We start from the raw sequence: 17,171 nt of genomic DNA, 5'->3' as shown, positions 1-17,171 counted from the left end.
AATATGTCATTTTCGTCACAAATTCGCTCATTCATGTAAAATAAATAAAAGACATCACTTGTCATAAGAAATACTTATTGAAAAAGATAATATTAATGTAATTTACTTATGAATATAAATACGTTATTATGGGTGGTGGAGAAAAGATGCTTTACATAGGCCTTTTCAAAAAGATATTTAGGGGGATCCGCAAATGGCACAAGGTAATTTACACAACAGCCGCGCATCATTCGAAGTTAATGGTAAAACTTACAATTACTATGACTTAGCTGCGATTGAAAAAGCTGGCGTTGCAAAAGTTTCAAACCTTCCTTACTCAATCAAAGTATTATTAGAATCAGTTTTACGTCAATATGATGCATACGTAATCAAAGAAGAGCACGTAAACGAATTAGCAAAATGGGGTAACGGTGCTGATCCAGAAGCTGAAGTACCATTCAAACCTTCTCGCGTAGTATTACAAGACTTTACTGGTGTACCAGTAGTAGTTGACCTTGCATCTCTTCGTTCAGCAATGAAAGAAATGGGCGGAGATCCAAACAAAATCAACCCTGCTATTCCAGTTGACCTTGTAATTGACCACTCAGTACAAGTTGACAAATACGGTAATGCATCTGCATTACAAGCTAACATGGACCTTGAATTCGAACGTAACGCTGAGCGTTATAACTTCTTAAAATGGGCTCAAACTGCTTACAATAACTTCCGTGCTGTACCTCCAGCAACAGGTATCGTTCACCAAGTAAACTTAGAGTATTTAGCTCCAGTTGTACACGTAAACGAAAATGCTGACGGTACATTCGAAACATTCCCAGACTCAGTAGTAGGTACTGACTCACATACAACAATGATCAACGGTATCGGCGTTCTTGGATGGGGTGTTGGTGGTATCGAAGCTGAAGCTGGTATGCTTGGCCAACCTTCATACTTCCCAATTCCAGAAGTTATCGGTGTTAAATTAGTTGGTGATCTTCCAAACGGAACGACTGCTACTGACTTAGCATTAAAAGTAACACAAGTTTTACGTCAACGTGGCGTAGTTGGTAAATTCGTTGAGTTCTTCGGACCTGGCGTATCTAAATTACCACTAGCTGACCGTGCAACAATCTCTAACATGGCTCCTGAATATGGTGCTACTTGTGGTTACTTCGCTATTGACGAAGAATCATTAAACTACATGCGTTTAACTGGTCGTGACGAAGAGCACATCGCGGTTGTTGAAGCTTACTTAAAAGCGAACCACATGTTCTTTGATCCAGCATTAGAGCCAGTTTATACTGACGTATTAGAAGTAAACTTAGCTGAAATCGAACCAAACCTTTCTGGTCCTAAACGTCCACAAGACTTAATTCCACTATCTCAAATGCGTTCTCGTTACAAAGAAGCAGTAGTGGCTCCACAAGGAACTCAAGGTTTCGGTTTAACTGAAGCTGAATTCGAAAAAACTTCTGTAGCTAAATTTGCTGAAGGTGATGTAGAAATTCCAACAGGTGCTGTAGCAATCGCTGCTATCACTTCTTGTACAAATACATCTAACCCATACGTTTTAATCGCTGCTGGTTTAGTTGCGAAAAAAGCTGTAGAAAAAGGTCTAACTGTACCAAAATGGGTGAAAACTTCTTTAGCACCAGGTTCTAAAGTTGTAACTGGTTACCTTGAAGATTCAGGTTTACAAACATACCTTGACCAAATCGGTTTCAACACTGTAGGTTACGGTTGTACAACATGTATCGGTAACTCAGGTCCATTACTTCCTGAAATCGAAGAAGCTATCAAAGCGAACGATTTATTCGTAACGTCTGTTCTTTCTGGTAACCGTAACTTCGAAGGCCGTGTACACCCACTTGTAAAAGCGAACTACTTAGCTTCACCACCACTTGTTGTAGCTTACGCACTTGCTGGTACTGTGGATATCGACCTACAAAAAGATTCATTCGGTAAAGACAAAGATGGAAACGAAGTATTCTTCGCTGATATCTGGCCTTCAACTGAAGAAGTTAACGCTGTATTAGGTACTGTAGTTAACCGTGAATTATTCCAAAAAGAATACGAAACTGTATTCACAGCAAACGAAAAATGGAATGCAATTGAAACATCAACTGAGTCTCTATACACATTTGATGACAAATCAACTTACATCCAAAACCCACCATTCTTCCAAGGTCTTGCAAAAGAGCCAGAAGCTATCAAAGGCTTAGACGGCTTACGCATTATGGCGAAGTTCGGTGACTCAATTACAACTGACCATATTTCTCCAGCTGGTGCAATCGGTAAAGATACACCTGCAGGTAAATATTTAATCGAAAACGGTGTTGCAATCCGTGACTTCAACTCATACGGTTCTCGTCGTGGTAACCACGAAGTTATGATGCGTGGTACATTTGCAAACATCCGTATCCGTAACCAAGTAGCTCCTGGTACAGAAGGTGGTTTCACTACTTACTGGCCAACAGGCGAAGTAGAGTACATCTATGACGCATGTATGAAATACCAAGAGCAAGGTACTGGCTTAGTAGTACTTGCTGGTAACGACTATGGTATGGGTTCTTCTCGTGACTGGGCTGCGAAAGGTACATTCCTACTTGGCGTGAAAACTGTTATCGCACAATCTTACGAGCGTATCCACCGTTCAAACTTAGTAATGATGGGTGTTCTTCCTTTACAATACTTAAACGGCGAATCTGCTGATTCTCTAGGTTTAACTGGTAAAGAAGAAATCTCTGTAAACATTACTGACGATGTGAAACCACGTGATATCTTAACAGTTACTGCTAAATCTGAAGACGGTACAGTTAAAACTTTCCAAGCTTTAGCTCGTTTCGACTCAGAAGTAGAAGTAGACTACTACCGTCACGGTGGTATCCTACAAATGGTTCTTCGCGCGAAAGCTGCTGAATAATTATTTTAGTAAAACCGATCTCTTAGGAGGTCGGTTTTTTTATTTACATACTAATTAGAATGTCAATTGGATAGATATACGGTTCAGCAGGCTCCTGTATGTTTTTCCATTGTTCGATTCGAATGATAGGGAGTTCAACGCCATTATAGTAACCAATATCAATTGTGCCTTCAGCCTCAATCCAGCTATCTTCTTGTAAGCTCGCAGCTTCGGGCATTTCCGTTAGAAACCCAATAATGCTTGCATCAGCAACACAATGCGTAATTAAAAATCGGGAAATGACGAATTGATTTTCTAGTAAATCAGTTTCTTTTAACACAAAACCACTTAATCGTATTTTTTTACCTTGATATTGTGATAAATTATTATTAATATCCTCGTAATATACAGAGAATATATAATTTGTCATCTCGACAATTGGATTTTGTGCCAGTTGTTGCTTTAAAAGGTCGTATTCTTTTTTTGACATTTCCTGTTTTTCTTCTAATAGTTTTGGATCAATAGGATGATCTTCCAACAAACCATCTTCGTTACGACTTGCCACTTCATCTTTTTTTGTGGCTTGAGATTGATTGGTCATCATTATCGTCGCGCCTTTTTTTTGCGCTATGGATGCATCTAAAAATTTTGTAGGCAATGTAAATCCAGTAAACAATGGAACAACTAAAATGAGATAAGATAATATTCTTTCCCAATTAAACGGTGGGTTAACTAAGCTATGAGCGCAACACCCGCATAACTCGTTATGATTGCGATGATTAGAAAAAGAGAAAATTCTTTTTAATTGGGCTACAAACAGTACTAAAAAAATAATCGCTACGGTTTTACTTAACATCTCATATTTTGGGTTAATTAATTTCGTTATTTCACCAGTTGCATGTAAATTGAAAATCATAACAGAGAAAGCACATAAAATAACGGCCTTTACAGCTTGTTGCAAGTGAAATTTCATTAGTTGCCTCCTTAAAGAAAAGGTGCGATTAGCCATATTATAAAAAAGATAACGAGAAACACGATCGTTAGTACTGATAGGACAAATTTCAATCGAAATACGCCCAACATCATAATCGTGTTTTTAAAATCAATCATAGGTCCAAAAATTAAGAAAGCAAGTATTGATGGCGTTGGAAAAATAGAGCTAAAAGATGCACCTATAAAGGCGTCTGCTTCGGAACATAACGAAAGGATATAGGCTAACAGCATCATGACTAACATAGAAGATGTAAAATGATCGCCTATGTCTACAAGCGTTTTAGTAGATACAAAGGTTTGCACAAAAGCTGCTAAAAAAGCCCCTATGATTAAATATTTGCCCATATCAAAAAACTCATCAATTGAATGATTGACCATGTTTGAACTTTTTTTAAAGAATGATAGTTTTGCTGTACCATGCTGGGCATGATTAGTTCGAATACCCTTTTTAAATTGTGTTCCAGTAAACAGCATACTAATAAGCAGTGCGACGATAATGGCTATGATAAAGCCTAATATCATGCGCAACCCTGCAATTTTTAGATCATTACCGAAAGCCATATATGTAGAAATAATGACAATAGGATTTATAAGAGGTCCCGTTAACATAAAACCCATTGCGGAATGGATAGGTACCCCCTTTGATACAAGTCTTCTTACAATGGGTACTATTCCGCACTCACAGGCGGGGAATAGTGCACCAATTACACAGCTCATGATAATTGCCAGAAATTTATTTTTTGGAATACACTTTTGAATATGTTGCTCCGTAATAAAAATTTGAATAAACCCAGCGATTAGAACCCCAATTAAAACAAATGGTAAAGCTTCTATTAAAATACTCAAAAATATAGTATTGAGATTTAATAGTGGCGTTGCGAAAGAAAAGAGCCATGCACTACTAGGAAAGAAAGTTGGGGTTAGAAACAAAATAATCATGAGCAACAGAAAAAATCGAGCATTTAATAATTGTTTGGAAAGTGGACGATTCACATTTGCCTCCTAATTCTTTGACTTAATCGGGTAGTAACGATTATTCGATAAATGATAATCGTTACGCTTTACAGTAAGTTATGTTTACATAGCTTTTAATATAACTCGTCATATAAAATAAATAGGACCTTCTTATATGGCTTCGCACAGTGAATGGACGAAAGCAATATAAGCTGACCCTATTTCATAAAAATGATTATTTAAATCCCATTAGTTCTTTTACTTTTAATGTATTTGGAGTAGATGTAAGCATTTCGAGTAAGTGAAAGGCGACATCGAACGCAGTGCCTGGATTTGAAGAGGTAATAATGTGTTCTGTGCGAACAATCCGTTCGTTGATAACTTCTGCTCCATAAGATTGTAACTGACCTAATCGTTTACTTGTTGGGTGATTGTAAGTAGTTGCCATCTTATTTTGTAAAATGCCACTATGTCCTAAAGCGAGCGATGCTACACAAATCGTCGCAATGGGCTTTTTATGTTCGTTAAAATGGCGGATAACTTGTTGAAATGCTTCACTAAAAGCATCATCATAAAAACCCGCTTCTTCAAAACCTCCAGGAATCGCGAGTGCATCAAAGTCCTCGAGTGCAATTTCATGCAATAATTTTTCGGGCGTAACTTGAAAATTCCATGTACATTGTAATTTGTTATGTAATCCAACTGTAACAACCTCTGTTGTGCCATCTCCCTACCATTTGTTCCAGCCTAGCACATCTGTAAAGACACTTGCTTCTACCGCTTCAAATCCGTTTGCTAAAAGTAGTAAGATTTTTTTCATATGCTTGATGCCTCCTTTAGTGCTTTAATTGTAATAAATGGAGTAACTGAATAACAGAAGTTATATAATGTAATTAAGTCTATTTTCCTTATAAGGAAAGGAATTAGTTAAAAAACAATTAATAAAAAAAGGTGGATTCTAATGGACAATATCGATACAGAAATTTTACGCCAATTACAATTAAACGCGAAAATCTCAATGAAGGAGCTAGCGACAATCGTTCATTTATCTTCACCAGCTGTCATCGAACGCGTTAAAAAACTAGAAGAACAGGGCAGTATCGAAGGCTATACAACGAAAGTAAATCTTAAGAAAATGGATCGCTCCATTCAAGCGATTGTTTTGTTTAAGTCCATTGACTGTAAAAGCCTGTCAGACTTTTGTAATGCCCATCCAGATGTTTTGGCATGTTACCGAGTAGCTGGTGAAATTAGTTATATTGTTAAACTCGCAACTTACTCTGTCGAAACATTAGAGCAGTTTATTGATGCTGCAATGCCTTATGGTACACCCTCTACAAATATCGTGTTATCTTCAACAGAAAAAACGATGGTTCTTCCTTTTTTTGATGAAAAACAATAATAATTCCCTAAAAAACAAACCTTTCGCTTCTGAGCACCGTTTATAGGGTACAGAAAGGGGCGCGAGACGTTGCAAGTAAAGGAACTAGAAGAAATAATGGAACAGCACACGGAACGACTTATTCGTCTTGCTTTTTATTATGTAAAGGACCTACAAGAAGCAGAGGATATTGTTCAGGATGTGTTTATTAAGTTCTATGACAATCAGCAAAAATATGAAGAACGTGGAGAATTAAAAGCTTATTTATCGAGGCTTGTCATGAACAAAAGTAAAGATTATTTACGTAGTTGGACTTATCGCAAAATTCAAGTGCAACAGAAAATTTTTGCCAAGCAGACAATCTCAAGAAGGGATATGCTCGTTCAGCAAGATGAACAAACGTTAATCGAAAATGCTATATTCTCACTACCATTAAAGCAACGAGAGGTACTAAGTTATTTTTACTTTGAAGACATGCCTGTTGCTGAAATTGCGAAGCTTCTAAGCATCCCTGACAGTACAGTGAAAACAAGGCTGCGCAGAGGACGTAAATTATTAAAGCCAAAGCTAGAGCATATTGAATGGGAGGTGTTGCTACATGAGTAAAATGGATGTACGAGTAATAAGAGATTTAACAGAAAGTAAAAAACGTGTGATGACAAATGTAGTAAAGCAAATTGAACATCGTGCCATCTCAAAGCCATCGAGACGCGGGCAGTATAGTATGTATACTGTAATCCTGACAATATGTATAGGGTTATTTATATACACACAAGTCAACAATGGGGACAAGTTATCAGCAAATGCTGTACCGATATTGGATGAAACAATATATGATATGATTCTTCATGATGCTGGACAGACAGATGAAAGCCAATTTACTAGTCTTAACTTTCAAACATTAATCGAGTTTGATGCCTATTATGCTTATGCAGTAAGTAAAGGTATAAAATTTAGCCAAACCGCAATTACTGAGCGGCAACTTTATGAACGGGAACAATTTATAAATGCTATTAAAAATGATATGAAAATGAAGAAAATGCTTGCAAAGCTAAAGCTATCTCCTAATGAATATTACGAAAAATATATTGGGGTTAATGCAGTCAAAATAGTCGCACATGCAGAATTAATGAAGGAATATTATCGGAAATTTGATAGTAGTTTTCAAATACATGCTCGCTCGGCTGTAAAAAAAGAAGCGATGGATTATTTCACTGCTAAATATGGCCAACAAATTGCTTATTTAGAAAACAAATACAACGTGTCTAAACCTAACATGTCTACACAATACAAATATGGGACAGTTGTTGCTATGGAGGAAGACCGATTTTTAGTTGTGACAGGGGCATTACAAGAGGAAATCGGGCAATTATCGAATGAAGAAATCATTAATAAACACACGAATGGAGTCTGGTTTCCACTTCAGGAAGTACAGGATAAAATTGCAATTGGACAAAGTGTAAATGTCACGTACAATTGGCAAGCACCATTAAATCAATATGATTTTGTTGCTAATTTGGAGGAGATTGAAATTTCAAAGTAGCACCCCTAAAAAAACAGCTTACAAGTATAAGCTGTTTTTCTTATGGACATAAATATTTCCATTTAACAGTAAATTCTATTGAGTAATACAAATTAACTGGAAATTATTTTTAAGATAATATTTTTTCAAACCGTGACAATCCTCAGTATACGGCACTTCATCACAGCATCGCATCATATCTAAATATTGACAAGTGAATGGCGATTTGTTACGATGAGTCACAATAAAAGCTTACAAATTCGTTGATGAGAAAGAGTAGTGTTACATTTTGTTCTACAGAGAGCTGACATGTTGGTGGAAGTCGGTGTGCAAATGTTTCATGAAGATCCTCTCTGAGAAGATTAGCTGAATAAAGTAAGCTAATTCGGGTGTCTACCGTTAAAAAGAACACGTATGATTGTACGTTGCTAAGTGCTATTGAGCGGTTTTCAATAGAATTAGGGTGGTATTCGCGGTTAACCCCGTCCCTTACTTGGGACGGGGTTTTTTGTATGCCTTTTATACACGACTGTATAGGAGGAATTTACATGCAAGGTGACAACATAATTATAAATTAAACAATGTTTAGTACTAAGATATTTTCTTTATTTAAGAAAGCTTATTGTTTTTTTTAATGCCCACAACAGTAGAAAGTGCCCCTATTAGAAAGAAGATTAAACCTTGAGAAAAACCTAAAAATATAAATATTCCACCGATAAATAGATAGCTTGCCACAATAGGATTTTTATAATTAAGTGTTTTCAAGATAGCGCACAGTTCACGGAAAATTCAAAAAATAGACACTTTTCATCTTGAAAAAACATTTTATACTGATAAAAAATAATATTCATTTTCAAAGAGGGTGAGTAGAATGTCTTTGAAATAATTTCCAGATAATTTTGTGCTGTTATTGGTAAAAATGGGGGAGGGAAATCAACTTTGTTTAAAATAATGACTGGATAAATAACAGCAACTAAAGGGCTATTATATAGCTATTCAGAAAAAAGGCTTCCTAATATAGGTGCTTTGATTGAACGTCCTGCTTTTTTTAGAGAAATGAGAACCAATATAGAGTAAATTGCAGAAATACTAAAGTTAGTAGAACTTACTAATATAATAAAATACTTTTCTGAATTTTCTTTAGAAATGAAACAAAGATATTGGGACTAGCATTAGCTTTAATCTTAAACCGGATTTATTAATTTTAGATGAACCTGTAATTGACTTAATCCTGAAGGTAATAGGGATATAGGTGAGACTTCTAAAAAATTGAGAAGGAGAGATTAAAATGAAAAAATGCCATAACGCTATTAAAGTAATGGTGGTGTTAATACTTTTTGTATTTGCATTATCTAGTTCAGCCTTGGAGACAAATGCTCAAACTAATGACTTTGCTAATTTAAGTCAAACTGCACAAATGATAACGATTGTAAAAAACCCTGTTAAAATTCAGGAAATTAAAGATATAACACTTGATGCTATAGCTAATAAAAGCGTCCTCAGTAATGTTCCAAATAATGACTTAAATTATGATGAAATTAAAATTGGTGAAGTTTTTGTTGATAATGATACTTATACAATTTCAACAATCCCCATTACATCCAGTAACTATAATCCTATAAGCAATTTAACCCTAATTATTCAAAATGGGGAAATTTTAACTTATAGTGAGACGTTAATAACAAAGAGTCGGATGAATACAGTTGCAATTTCTGTATTTACTGATGGAATGAAAATATATGAAAAAATAACAGATATAGAATATATAAGCAACAGTGAAGTACCGAAAGTCATAGATAAAGCTCAAAATCTTCCTTTAGGTAAAAATATTATACAAACACGAGGCATAGCAGAAGTGGCACTTTGCCTTTCTAGTGTACTTTTAATTGATTTGGTTGTTGCTAGAATCGTAGCAACAACTTGCATAGGCGCTTGTGCAGGTGGTGTAGTACCACTTTGTGTACCTTGTATTGCCGGAGTTTTTGCGATAGGTGGGGCTAATATTGGCGCAGTAATTGCATGTTTTAAAAAATAACTGATAGATTCAAGATTTAGAAAATAAGCTTTTTTCAAAACAACAAGAAGCGTAAAATAATATGCTTCTTGTTGTTTCGTCTTTGTCAAACAGAAATACTAAAATAATAATTAAAATAGAAAGGGAACCAATAGTACTAAAATTGAACCAATACTAAAAACTAATACTACTTTTATTATGTCTTTTTTCAAGATAACACCACCTTACCCTAAATGTAGTTAACTAAAAAAAGTAAATAAAGGTTATAAAAATAATATCATCTCTTTTCGGAAAATTCTAATTATAGAATATATTAATGAGACGCAAAATCAGAACTAATTCTAGCAATTCACCCAATGGTTCGTGAATTCTTTAAAGAAACGATGAAGGGGCTTATGGTGAATAAAAAGCGACCAATATTGTAAATTTTGATATTTTTATAAAAAGTTAAACACTTTAAGATTAAATTCATAAAGCACAAAACGTAGTTAAAGGATTATGGATGTTCCTGTATCGACAGAATTAATTGTTAAGAGATCTTATATTAATACTTCACATAAAAAAACATCATTGATTCATCCTTTATTATTAGAATATAAGACTGACAGGGTAAAAGCAGCAGGAGAGATTGGAATAATTAAAGATAGTCATAATAAAATAGCAGGTGCTTTAATTAATAATGAATCCGGTCATTTTAAACCTCATAAAAGTACTTTAAAACTAGTTCGAGATTACCTTACAAAACTAAATGTAAAACAAGATCAAATTTACGAGGTGGAAATAGGATGAATGAGGAAGTCCTTATTGAAAAATCTGTATCTGCGTTAAAAAAAGGGGATTTATTAATTTATCCTACAGAAACGGTTTACGGAATTGGAGTGGACTCTCAAAATATTGAAGGAGTAAAAAAACTGTATAAAATCAAAAATAGGTCTGTACATAAGCCTCTTGCTTTAAATGTCTCTAGTATAGATATGGTAAGTAAATTAGCTTATATTTCAGAAGATACTAGGCTTCTAATGGAATATTTTTGGCCAGGTCCAATAACATTTATTTTAAAATCAATAAGTGAGGAAAAGAACATAGGGTTTAGAATGCCTGATAATAGTTTAACTTTGAGAGTTATTGAGAATTTTGGTTCTCCTATATCCGGTACTTCTGCAAATATTTCAGGTTTATTAGCTTCTACCAATATCGAGAAAACAAAGAGTTATTTTTCGCAATCAGACATATTCTTTTTAGATGGAGGAAAACCAAGAATCGGTATCGAATCAACTATTTTAGATATGTCAGCTAGTGAAAACTATAAAATTATCAGGCATGGAATCATAGCTAAAGAAGAAATTGAATTTATCCTAAAGAAAACTGTAAGTGATGAACAATCAGAAATATATTATTCATTGGAAGGGAATATTAAATTTTTACTGACTACTACAAAACAATTAGAAGAATACCATTTCCACTATACAAATGAAGATTACATTTGGTTAGTTAGAGAATCAACAACTAAAAAATCAAAATTATCGAATCTTAAAAATGTGATTATCATAAGTGATGATTCCCAAGAAGCCTTAAAAAATTTATATGATATTATTAATTCTATACAAAGTAATAGAGTTAAGTTAATTGTCGCAGAAATGAGAGAACCAATAAGCTATGCTGATAAATTATTTAATGAAAAAATCAGCATGCTAGCCCATAGGACATATATAAATTTGGAGGACTAATGATTATTAAACAAGTTTATGATTATAATCTAAATCAATCAACATATGAACAATTACAACAATTACTTATAGAATCATTCGAAGTATACCCTGAAAATAGGATTTATTTTAAGCAAATTCCACATTTTAGATTTATTTTATGTAATGGTAATGACAAAGTATTAGCTCAAGTTGGACTTGATTATAGAGCAATATAGAAAAATTACTCTAAATTAAAGATTTTAAAACATTAAGACCACTCCATCTAGGGGGCCTTAATGAAATTTAGAGAAGTATAATAGGCGACTTGGAGCGACCGACATTGTAAATATAAAAGGTAAGCTTATTAAATCTTAATTCATTTAACGCAAAACGTTGTAAAATTAATGAAATCTAAATTATGTACGTGATTAACGTAATCCAGTCAGTAAATAAATAGCAGTTGCCCAAATAAAAATTGCTGAACATTTATTGAAGAAATTCATCAGCTTGCCGGAGCCATCAAGCTTTTTGAAAGAAGCACCGGCCAATGTTAGACCGAAAAACCACAACCACGAAATGAACACACATGCAGCTGTAAAGAGTACTTGTTCTGTGCCATTATATTTTAATGCGCTGGTGCCAATCACACCAATTGTATCTAAAATAGCATGTGGATTTAATAAGGATACGGACAGCGCGAATAAAACTTGTTTTTTAACGGGCAACGTTTCGCTCTTTTGACTAGTTGTCGTATCCGAGTGCCAAATGCTATAGCCCATATATAAAAGGAATACAATTCTGACACCCATTAAGACAAGCCGTAGCCATTCAAATTGCAAGACAATAACGGATAAACCAAAAACAGCAAGCAAAATTAATAAAGTATCACAAAGTGCTGCCGTAATAGCAGCTGGTAGGGCTAATATTAAACGTTGTTGCGTAGCTCCTTGTGAAAAGACAAAAACATTTTGTACACCTAAAGGTAAAATAAGTCCAAATGCTAAAATCATACCATGCAGAAATGCCTCCAATGACAATCCCTCCTTTCCATTCACATTCTACCTGTGCTATAACTAAAAGAAAACGACCAATTGGATGGCATTTTACCCACCCAATTTACGAGGTGAACATATGAACTGGCAACCAACTCGACAAGGAAATCGTACATTACAACAACAAATTGTAACATGGATTACAGAGCGCATTGAACGAGGGGATTGGGTTGCAGGAACGAAATTACCAACGCAAAGGCAACTCGCAATGCAATTAGGTGTTAACCGCAGTACAGTGCAGCAAGCACTAGAGGAATTAAAGGCAGCGGGCATACTTGAAACGACGATAGGCTCAGGTATTTATGTTGCAAATACTTCTTGGCACACATTAATTAAACAAAGACAACCAAATTGGCAAACCTACATAGAAACAAGTCTCCACAAACCAAATTATCATACGATTCAATTAATCAACGAATATGAGCAACGGGATAGTATCATTCGCTTAGGAACAGGGGAATTAGCGCCAAGCTTATTACCTACTAGAGAAATAGAAGCATCCTTAAAGGAAATCTCCTTACTACCGAAAGCGTTAGGTTATTCATCTCCGCAAGGTAACAAACAACTGCGGGAAGCGATTTGCCAATATGTACAAAAAAGAGGCATACAGGCACAACCTGAAAATGTCTGCATTGTTTCGGGGGCACTACAAGCATTACAGCTTGTTGCAGTTGGTTTGCTAGAGCAAGGTTCCATCGTATTTCAGGAACAAACGTCTTATTTAAATTCTGTTCATCCATTCCAATCTGTCGGGATGCAAATGATGGCGATTGACCGAGATGAAGGGCTTGCCCAAACATTAGCGCACAAGAAAAGAAAAAGGCAGGCTGTTTTTTATGCTGTGCCTACGTTAAATAATCCAACTGGTGGCGTTTGGACATCGCTAGAAAAAAAGCAACTCTACGAGGCTTGTAAACAATGCCGCATTCCCATTATTGAAGATGATGTCTATCATGAATTACTTTTCAATGAAGGATCCCCATCTATAAAATCACTGGATGATAGCGGACAAGTTTTATATATCGGCAGTGTTTCCAAAACACTTAGTCCTGGACTGCGCATCGGTTGGTTAATTGGACCAACAACAGTAATCGAACGCTTAGCGGATATTAAAATGCAAACAGATTATGGATCAAGTGCTATCTCGCAAGAAATTGTTTTGCATTGGCTCCAATCAGGAAAGTACGAACGCCATATAGTTGGTTTACGACAAGCGCTTCAGCAGCGGGCAAACTTTGTTGAACAGTTATTACATGAAAAAATAAAAGACATTGCGAGTTGGGAACAATCAAAAGGTGGATTTTATATATGGCTAAAATTTCACGCACCAATCGTAGATAAAGCATTTTTTATAAAGTTATTGCAGTACAATGTTCTGATTAACCCAGGCTATATTTATGATGCGCAAGATACACAGCATATTCGACTTTCATATGCGTATGCAACACCAGAAGAATTGCAATATGGAATAGAGATGCTGGTTCAAGTAGCTAAGTCGCATTCGAAAAACGGGGAGTAATTTACTAAAATTGATAGTTAAAGCAATAAAAAGCGTTTTACATTGATAAAATAACAATGCAAAACACTTTCAATTATATTCAACCACTTTGGATAGGCATCTGCTACTCTAGTAAATTATCAATTACCTGTTAGCCATAAATATCCTAAAATAGATAGAATACCAGATATTATAAAATATAAAGTTACAGGAATAGCTCTTTTTTGAGGAGTATCGTATTTACGACTCAAAAAATATTCAAAAGAAAAGATGTTTAACACCATTAGAATAAAGAGTATTACAGTAGGATAGATAGCTTGTGTAATATTATACATTGTTAGACAGGTAAATATATAGATAGTTGAAAAATTAACAGAAAGTTGGTATGTTCTAAAAAAAGTTTTTAGTTTGGGCATGCCAGTGTACCTAGATAGTAAGCAGTAGCCATACCGGTCCCAACTGCCCAACCTACTGGTCCTGAAATACCTAATAACACACCAGCTCCTGTAACAGCAGCAGTATGGGCAAGTCCTAAACCACCTACCCAATTACTACATGATCTTTTTACGATACGTGGTGCAGACTCGGTTCCATATTGAATAAGATTTCTAGATTTAACGAGTAATTCTGTCGTTTCACCATTTCCGTTTTCGTCAGCTAATTTAGTATTTATGTCTGCTATTGCAAAACTTATTTCATCAGCAGTAATGAAAGAATTAATGTTTTGTAATTTTATCTTCATCTCAGCGATATTAGAAAGTGTAAAAACACCAACACCATCTTTTCTTTCAAAAGATACATGATCTGCTATAATTTGAACTTCTTCAAGCTGTTGTTCAGAAAATATCGCATTGTCAGTAGCTTCAACTATATTTGTATTTTCCACTGCTTTAGCATTACTAGGGTTAAATGGCACAATAACTAAATTTGAAATTAAAGACATTGAAACAATTGTTACAATCGACTTTTTTTTCGAAGTCATACTATTCCTCTTTTCCCTTTCATTAGTATATTTTCATGTGAAATAGTGGTGTTGGCTTTTTGACGGTTTTTAGGTAGAATAGCTGGAGCGATAAGGAAAGTGACGAGAAAATTAATAGCTAGTTACGAGGTAAAAGAATAGATTCCATATAGATTCCTCCCTAAAAAAATAAATTATATATAATTTATTTTAAGAAAAATCAGAGTAATTTCAACTTCTTTTTTTTGAAAATTTCATATGAGGACAAACGCTACTACATACTAGCATTACTGGTATGTTCAGCGTTATAAGTAAGCGAGAAATTCTGTGAGTGTACCAAAAATATGCAATTATTTATTTTCAATAATTGAAATGGTACTTTTATAGGTCAAACAAAATGACGGGTTTATTCTAAAAAAGGTACTGGCGTGCATATAATGTTGATTTTTACGTTTGGAAATGTTAATTTGTAGTTGCTCGGGCATATCTTTATTTTTCTATCGATAGAGAGGAGTGGTTATTTTGATGAAACTAATCATTAAAATACTTATAACGTTGTTAGGTGCAGTGTTAATTTTTACAGACCTTAAAGAAAATAACACATGGTTATTTATCTTTTGGATTGCAGTCGCGTTATATATGACCTTCGAAGGGTTTTTTTACAAAAAGAAAAATCTTCAATAATGCATGAGGTGTAAATATGGAAGATAAAATTGTAGGGTCACTGTTTTTAGTTATTGCAGCTATTTTAATTTCAACTCAGTATATTGTTACGGCTATCAGTGTCTCAAATTTAACGTATGTAGGTCAGGAAACTTTCTATAATTCTTTTTTTGATTCTGGCTATGTATTATTTCTTTTCAGTATCGTTTTCTTTATCTTAGGTATTCTGTTATTGGTTAGAGGGTTTACTTTGCATAAAATCAATGAAAAATAGTTTACATAATAAAACCCCAATGGTAATCAAACCATTGGGGTTATTCTAATTTTAGTACTGGAATCTTTTACGAGTAGCTAGCAATATACCAATAGCCGGCACTGTACAAATCAGCATCGCCGCAAAGGCGAGACCAGGGGATATTTCGTATAAATAGCCGCCTAAAAATGTGAGAATGGCAGTGCTTAAACCCATTGCCAGTGCTGAATATAAGCCTTGTGCATTAGGAATTTGTTCCTTCGGTAAGTTCTTTGTTAAATAGCCGATAAAGGCAAAGTGTGCTAATGCAAATGATAAGGCATGTAATACTTGTGAGCCGATAAATACCCAAACGTTAGGAAAGAGGAAGATGAGTAACCAACGTAACGAAGATCCACTAGCTGCTAATAGTAATAGTGAAGAGGAGCGCCATTTCGTAAACAGTGTATCAGCTTTCATGAAATATAAAATTTCACAAACAACCGCAATGTTAATAATCATCCCCATATAGAATGGATCGACGTGTAAATCTTCTAAATAAATATAGCCATAACTATAGTAGGATGCATGGGCACCTTGTAATAAAATAACGATCAATAATACAATCGGAAACCCTTTAATGCTCCATAATGTTTTCATTGATAGTGATTTTGCACGTTGTTCTTTCGTAGGTACAATAAGTAATTCTTTTGGTGTTGCCATTTGTTGCATGAATAACATCCCGATAATCCCTAAAATCATGCTCCAAAAAATAATATCCTTCCCAAAAACGCCTGTTAACATACTAATTATAAGTACAGCGATAACAAAGCCAAATGATCCGTAAGAGCGACTTTTACCGTAATGGACATTGCCATATTGTACAAGCGTTGCCGCACTACTTTCCACGGCAGGCAATAGAGCAGGGTAAAAAATACTAAATAAAATGGTAACGAAAAGAAGAGCGATAAAACTTGTGCTTGGAATATAAAGTAAAGCTGTCAGCAATGCACCAATTGCTAATATCGTAATCAGTCGTTTATTGTGCACATATTTTGCAAGGATTGGAAAGAAAAATAGATTCGATGTTGCACGTGCTAAAAGACCGCAGCCCATTACAACACTCGCTTGAGATACAGTAAGGTGCTTTGTATCGACTAACCAACCTGTCCAATAAGGTAAGAAAATACCCCATGTAATAAAAAAAGCAAAGAAATTTTGAGAAAGCCATCGTTGATTGTTCATAAAATTTGGTACCTCCATTTAACTATGTTGAATAATAGCACGTTCCTCGCTACAATAATGTGAGATATCTCATATTTTGAACAGGAGTCC

16 protein-coding genes, 1 pseudogene and 1 other annotated feature are annotated in these 17,171 nt (G+C 34.8%); of the genes and pseudogenes, 11 read left to right on the top strand and 6 right to left on the bottom strand.

Translation table 11 applies throughout. The features are described from left to right. Positions 1 to 193 precede the first annotated feature (193 nt). Positions 194 to 2,899, top strand: coding sequence for an aconitate hydratase AcnA (gene acnA, locus C9J37_RS11000; protein WP_069512693.1), 2,706 nt, complete (start codon positions 194 to 196; stop codon positions 2,897 to 2,899). 43 nt (positions 2,900 to 2,942) lie between these two features. On the opposite strand, the gene C9J37_RS10995 is transcribed toward acnA, so the two are convergent. The 3 genes and pseudogenes from C9J37_RS10995 to C9J37_RS10985 all read right to left on the bottom strand — a co-directional run bounded on the left by C9J37_RS10995 (position 2,943) and on the right by C9J37_RS10985 (position 5,645). Beyond that, the gene (locus C9J37_RS10995; RefSeq protein ID WP_107895377.1) at positions 2,943 to 3,851 is read right to left on the bottom strand and encodes a TIGR03943 family putative permease subunit; all 909 of its coding nucleotides are present in this window, start codon (positions 3,849 to 3,851) and stop codon (positions 2,943 to 2,945) included. 11 nt (positions 3,852 to 3,862) lie between these two features. Then, the gene (locus C9J37_RS10990) at positions 3,863 to 4,864 is read right to left on the bottom strand and encodes a permease (RefSeq protein ID WP_235617087.1); all 1,002 of its coding nucleotides are present in this window, start codon (positions 4,862 to 4,864) and stop codon (positions 3,863 to 3,865) included. A gap of 196 nt (positions 4,865 to 5,060) precedes the next feature. Next, positions 5,061 to 5,645, bottom strand: a pseudogene (locus tag C9J37_RS10985) (DJ-1/PfpI family protein). Between the two features lie 141 nt (positions 5,646 to 5,786). Here C9J37_RS10985 and C9J37_RS10980 point away from each other — a divergent pair. The 7 genes from C9J37_RS10980 to C9J37_RS10945 all read left to right on the top strand — a co-directional run bounded on the left by C9J37_RS10980 (position 5,787) and on the right by C9J37_RS10945 (position 11,666). Then, on the top strand, positions 5,787 to 6,227 hold the full coding sequence (locus tag C9J37_RS10980) for an Lrp/AsnC family transcriptional regulator (RefSeq protein WP_107895376.1): 441 nt from the start codon (positions 5,787 to 5,789) through the stop codon (positions 6,225 to 6,227). Positions 6,228 to 6,296: 69 nt separating this feature from the next. Then, entirely contained in the window at positions 6,297 to 6,812 is a 516-nt protein-coding gene (locus C9J37_RS10975) for a sigma-70 family RNA polymerase sigma factor (protein ID WP_107895375.1), read from the top strand. Continuing rightward, positions 6,805 to 7,749, top strand: a complete 945-nt coding sequence (locus C9J37_RS10970) for a DUF3221 domain-containing protein (RefSeq protein ID WP_107895374.1) — start codon at positions 6,805 to 6,807, stop codon at positions 7,747 to 7,749. Before C9J37_RS10975 ends, C9J37_RS10970 begins: the two co-directional genes overlap by 8 nt. Before the next feature lie 233 nt (positions 7,750 to 7,982). Next, positions 7,983 to 8,221 (top strand) — a binding site (T-box leader). Between the two features lie 795 nt (positions 8,222 to 9,016). After that, positions 9,017 to 9,763, top strand: a complete 747-nt coding sequence (locus C9J37_RS10960) for a hypothetical protein (RefSeq protein WP_107895372.1) — start codon at positions 9,017 to 9,019, stop codon at positions 9,761 to 9,763. Between the two features lie 477 nt (positions 9,764 to 10,240). Beyond that, the gene (locus C9J37_RS10955) at positions 10,241 to 10,531 is read left to right on the top strand and encodes a hypothetical protein (RefSeq protein WP_107895371.1); all 291 of its coding nucleotides are present in this window, start codon (positions 10,241 to 10,243) and stop codon (positions 10,529 to 10,531) included. After that, positions 10,528 to 11,469, top strand: a complete 942-nt coding sequence (locus C9J37_RS10950; RefSeq protein ID WP_107895370.1) for an L-threonylcarbamoyladenylate synthase — start codon at positions 10,528 to 10,530, stop codon at positions 11,467 to 11,469. The genes C9J37_RS10955 and C9J37_RS10950 overlap by 4 nt, the downstream gene beginning before the upstream one ends. Next, a complete protein-coding gene (locus C9J37_RS10945; protein WP_107895369.1) occupies positions 11,469 to 11,666 on the top strand; it encodes a hypothetical protein in 198 nt (65 codons plus the stop codon). The genes C9J37_RS10950 and C9J37_RS10945 overlap by 1 nt, the downstream gene beginning before the upstream one ends. A 192-nt stretch (positions 11,667 to 11,858) precedes the next feature. Here C9J37_RS10945 and C9J37_RS10940 read toward each other — a convergent pair whose 3' ends face one another. Beyond that, positions 11,859 to 12,461: a LysE/ArgO family amino acid transporter gene (locus C9J37_RS10940; protein ID WP_107895368.1), complete on the bottom strand. Its 603-nt coding sequence runs from the start codon at positions 12,459 to 12,461 to the stop codon at positions 11,859 to 11,861. Between the two features lie 100 nt (positions 12,462 to 12,561). On the opposite strand from C9J37_RS10940, the gene C9J37_RS10935 reads away from it, so the two are divergent. Further along, positions 12,562 to 14,001, top strand: a complete 1,440-nt coding sequence (locus C9J37_RS10935) for an aminotransferase-like domain-containing protein (RefSeq protein ID WP_107895367.1) — start codon at positions 12,562 to 12,564, stop codon at positions 13,999 to 14,001. Between the two features lie 382 nt (positions 14,002 to 14,383). Here C9J37_RS10935 and C9J37_RS10930 read toward each other — a convergent pair whose 3' ends face one another. Beyond that, positions 14,384 to 14,962, bottom strand: coding sequence for a hypothetical protein (locus tag C9J37_RS10930; protein WP_107895366.1), 579 nt, complete (start codon positions 14,960 to 14,962; stop codon positions 14,384 to 14,386). A 501-nt stretch (positions 14,963 to 15,463) separates the two neighbouring features. Here C9J37_RS10930 and C9J37_RS28255 point away from each other — a divergent pair. Both C9J37_RS28255 and C9J37_RS10925 read left to right on the top strand, forming a co-directional pair. After that, the gene (locus tag C9J37_RS28255) at positions 15,464 to 15,625 is read left to right on the top strand and encodes a hypothetical protein (RefSeq protein ID WP_167397298.1); all 162 of its coding nucleotides are present in this window, start codon (positions 15,464 to 15,466) and stop codon (positions 15,623 to 15,625) included. Positions 15,626 to 15,641: 16 nt separating this feature from the next. Continuing rightward, positions 15,642 to 15,878, top strand: a complete 237-nt coding sequence (locus C9J37_RS10925; RefSeq protein ID WP_107895365.1) for a hypothetical protein — start codon at positions 15,642 to 15,644, stop codon at positions 15,876 to 15,878. Between the two features lie 51 nt (positions 15,879 to 15,929). On the opposite strand, the gene C9J37_RS10920 is transcribed toward C9J37_RS10925, so the two are convergent. Next, positions 15,930 to 17,081 carry an MFS transporter gene (locus C9J37_RS10920; RefSeq protein ID WP_107895364.1) on the bottom strand — a complete coding sequence of 384 codons (1,152 nt, stop codon included), beginning with the start codon at positions 17,079 to 17,081 and terminating at the stop codon, positions 15,930 to 15,932. Between the last annotated feature and the right edge of the window lie 90 nt (positions 17,082 to 17,171).

Origin of the sequence: Lysinibacillus mangiferihumi (genome assembly GCF_003049665.1) — a bacterium.
Classification (GTDB): Bacteria; Bacillota; Bacilli; order Bacillales_A; family Planococcaceae; genus Lysinibacillus; species Lysinibacillus mangiferihumi.
This window is presented reverse-complemented; position numbering and strand designations above follow the sequence as displayed.

Excerpts from the sequence above, each read along its gene's own strand:
- acnA (WP_069512693.1), top strand. The coding sequence starts at position 194 with ATGGCACAAGGTAATTTACACAACAGCCGCGCATCATTCGAAGTTAAT.
- C9J37_RS10995 (WP_107895377.1), bottom strand. The coding sequence starts at position 3,851 with ATGAAATTTCACTTGCAACAAGCTGTAAAGGCCGTTATTTTATGTGCT.
- C9J37_RS10980 (WP_107895376.1), top strand. The coding sequence starts at position 5,787 with ATGGACAATATCGATACAGAAATTTTACGCCAATTACAATTAAACGCG.
- C9J37_RS10970 (WP_107895374.1), top strand. The coding sequence starts at position 6,805 with ATGAGTAAAATGGATGTACGAGTAATAAGAGATTTAACAGAAAGTAAA.
- C9J37_RS10960 (WP_107895372.1), top strand. The coding sequence starts at position 9,017 with ATGAAAAAATGCCATAACGCTATTAAAGTAATGGTGGTGTTAATACTT.
- C9J37_RS10955 (WP_107895371.1), top strand. The coding sequence starts at position 10,241 with ATGGATGTTCCTGTATCGACAGAATTAATTGTTAAGAGATCTTATATT.
- C9J37_RS10950 (WP_107895370.1), top strand. The coding sequence starts at position 10,528 with ATGAATGAGGAAGTCCTTATTGAAAAATCTGTATCTGCGTTAAAAAAA.
- C9J37_RS10945 (WP_107895369.1), top strand. The coding sequence starts at position 11,469 with ATGATTATTAAACAAGTTTATGATTATAATCTAAATCAATCAACATAT.
- C9J37_RS10935 (WP_107895367.1), top strand. The coding sequence starts at position 12,562 with ATGAACTGGCAACCAACTCGACAAGGAAATCGTACATTACAACAACAA.
- C9J37_RS10930 (WP_107895366.1), bottom strand. The coding sequence starts at position 14,962 with ATGACTTCGAAAAAAAAGTCGATTGTAACAATTGTTTCAATGTCTTTA.
- C9J37_RS10925 (WP_107895365.1), top strand. The coding sequence starts at position 15,642 with ATGGAAGATAAAATTGTAGGGTCACTGTTTTTAGTTATTGCAGCTATT.
- C9J37_RS10920 (WP_107895364.1), bottom strand. The coding sequence starts at position 17,081 with ATGAACAATCAACGATGGCTTTCTCAAAATTTCTTTGCTTTTTTTATT.